Raw genomic sequence first — 2546 nt, 5'->3', positions numbered from 1 at the left:
TTTGATCGCGATATTGCCGATATGTGCCTTCGGGAGGTTGGTGGTGGACGAGCCACTCGCCAACCGGGTCAGGTCCGGAAGGAAGCAGCCCTAACGAGCCAGGCACGGGTCATCGTGCCAGCCTCCCACCCTTCTCTCCATCCTTTGCCCGGGAGTCCGGGCGCTAAGCAGGGCGATGAGCGACACCGAGCGACAATCACAAGATGCCGCCTCGACGGGCACCGGATACCGGGTGCTGGCACGCAAATACCGCCCCAAGGATTTCACGGATCTGATGGTCGGCCAGGAGCCGATGGTCCAGACCCTGACCAACGCCTTCGAGACCGGCCGTATCGCGCAAGCCTACATGCTGACCGGCGTTCGCGGGGTCGGCAAGACGACGACCGCCCGCATCCTGGCGCGCGCGCTGAATTACAAGACAGCCGAGATCGACAAGCCGACGATCGATCTGCGCATCCCCGGCGACCACTGCCAGGCGATCATGGAAGGCCGCCATGTCGATGTCATCGAGATGGACGCCGCCTCGCATACGGGTATCGACGACATCCGAGAGATCATCGAGCAGGTGCGCTATCGCCCGGTGTCTGCGCGCTACAAGGTCTACATCATCGACGAAGTGCACATGCTCTCCACGCAGGCCTTCAACGGCCTGTTGAAGACGCTCGAAGAGCCGCCGGAGCATGTGAAGTTCATCATTGCCACGACTGAGATCCGCAAGGTGCCGATCACGGTCCTGTCGCGCTGCCAGCGTTTCGACCTGCGCCGCATCAGCGCGTCCGATCTCGTCGGCCTGTTCACCACGATCGCATCGAAGGAAGGCATCGAGGCTGAGCCCGATGCGCTGGCGATGATCGCCCGTGCCGCCGAGGGCTCTGCGCGCGACGGCCTGTCGCTGCTCGACCAGGCGATTGCCCATGGCGGCGGCGCGGTGCTGGCCGAATCGGTGCGTGGGATGCTCGGCCTCGCCGACCGCGCCCGCATCGTCGATCTCTTCCAGCACGTCATCAAGGGTGACGTGGCCGCAGCCCTTGGCGAATTCGAAAGCCAGTACGAGGCCGGCGCCAATCCGGTGGCGGTGCTGACCGATCTTGCCGATTTCACGCATCTGGTGACCCGTCTGAAATACGTGCCGGATGCCGCAAATGATCCCTCGCTCAGCGAAATCGAGCGCACCAAGGGTGCGGAATTCTCGCAAGGCGTCGCCGTCACGGCATTGTCGCGCATCTGGCAGATGCTCTTGAAGGGCATTCCCGAGGTGGAAGCATCCTCGCGCCCCTCGGGTGCCGCCGAAATGGTGCTGATCCGCCTGGCGCACGCCGCCCACCTCCCGGCCCCCGAGGACGCAGCCCGTAGGCTTGCGGAATTCTCTGAGAACAACGGTGGCGCGCGTTCGGCCTCACCATCGGGCAATGGTGGTGGAAATGGCGGCGCGACCGTCAGCTATCAGGGCAATGTCATGGCCCGCGCCGCGGAAGCCACGGCACCACGCCCGCAGCCCGCCGGCCCGACCGCCATGCTGCGCGTCGTCCAGAACTCTGATCCTCAGAGCCTCGCCGTCGGCCGCACCGAGGCGAAGGCCGCCGATGCGCCGCAGCCGCTGGTGCGGGTCAATTCGGTCAGCGATATCGCCAACCTCGCCGGCGAAAAGCGCGATGTGAAGATCAAGGCGCTGGTGCGCAATTTCGTGCGCCCGGTTCGCGTCCAGCCCGGCATCCTGGATGTCAACCTGACGGAAGGCGCGCCGGGAACGCTGCTCAACGAACTTGCGCTGAAGCTCAAGGAATGGACCGGCATCCACTGGATCGTCAGCCTCAGCCGCGAGGCCGGCCAGCCGACCATGGTGGAAGCCGAAGCCAACGCCAAGGCGCAGCAGGTGAGCGACGCCAGGCAGGATCCTGATGTGGCGGCCATCCTCTCGCAGTTTCCGGGCGCCAAGATCATCGACGTTCGCGTCCGCGCGCCGGAACCGGAAGAAGAGGAAGGTCCCGTGCAGGCGCCGGCGACCGCCGAATCCGAAGAGGGCGATATTCTGCCCGGCGACGACATAGAATTCTGAGACACCAAGAAGGGAGAAGACGATGCGCGACATCATGGGCATGATGGGCAAAGTCAAGGAAATGCAGGCCAAGATGGAGCAGATGCAGGCGGAAATCGCCACGCTCACGGCCGAAGGCAAGTCTGGTGGCGGTCTCGTGACCGTCGTCATCACGGGCAAGGGCGAGATGCAGAGCCTGAAGATCGATCCGTCGCTCTTCAAGGAAGATGACGTCGAGATCCTCGAAGACCTGATCGTCGCCGCCCACAAGGATGCCAAGGAAAAGGCCGACGCGGTTGCCGCCGAAAAGACCAAGGCGCTGACGGCAGGCCTGCCGATCCCGCCCGGCTTCAAGATGCCGTTCTGATCATTCGATCGAATGCGAATGTGAGAGCGCCGGCGCCCATCGGGTGGCCGGCGCTTGCCGTTTGAGAACGCTTATTTCGTGTGCTTTTGCGTGTGGTGCTTGGCGGGCTTTGCCTTCGGCGGCGGAACGAAGGTCAGCTTCATG

At 64.1% G+C, this 2546-nt stretch carries 2 protein-coding genes and 1 other RNA gene; all 3 read left to right on the top strand.

Annotation, left to right across the window (positions count from 1 at the left end; translation table 11 throughout):
• Positions 1–32: 32 nt before the first annotated feature.
• The 3 genes from ffs (at position 33) to ABW043_RS21885 (ending at position 2402) form a co-directional block, all read left to right on the top strand.
• Positions 33–129: signal recognition particle sRNA small type (gene ffs / locus ABW043_RS21895), an RNA gene on the top strand.
• Positions 130–175: 46 nt separating this feature from the next.
• Positions 176–2056, top strand: coding sequence for a DNA polymerase III subunit gamma/tau (locus tag ABW043_RS21890; RefSeq protein WP_353923313.1), 1881 nt, complete (start codon positions 176–178; stop codon positions 2054–2056).
• 22 nt (positions 2057–2078) lie between these two features.
• Positions 2079–2402, top strand: coding sequence for a YbaB/EbfC family nucleoid-associated protein (locus tag ABW043_RS21885; RefSeq protein WP_018899104.1), 324 nt, complete (start codon positions 2079–2081; stop codon positions 2400–2402).
• Positions 2403–2546 lie beyond the last annotated feature (144 nt).

The sequence above is a fragment of the Devosia sp. genome, from assembly GCF_040509215.1.
In the GTDB taxonomy this organism is placed as follows: domain Bacteria; phylum Pseudomonadota; class Alphaproteobacteria; order Rhizobiales; family Devosiaceae; genus Devosia.
Note: the sequence above shows the minus strand (reverse complement) of the source record. Positions and strands in the feature narration are given on the sequence as shown.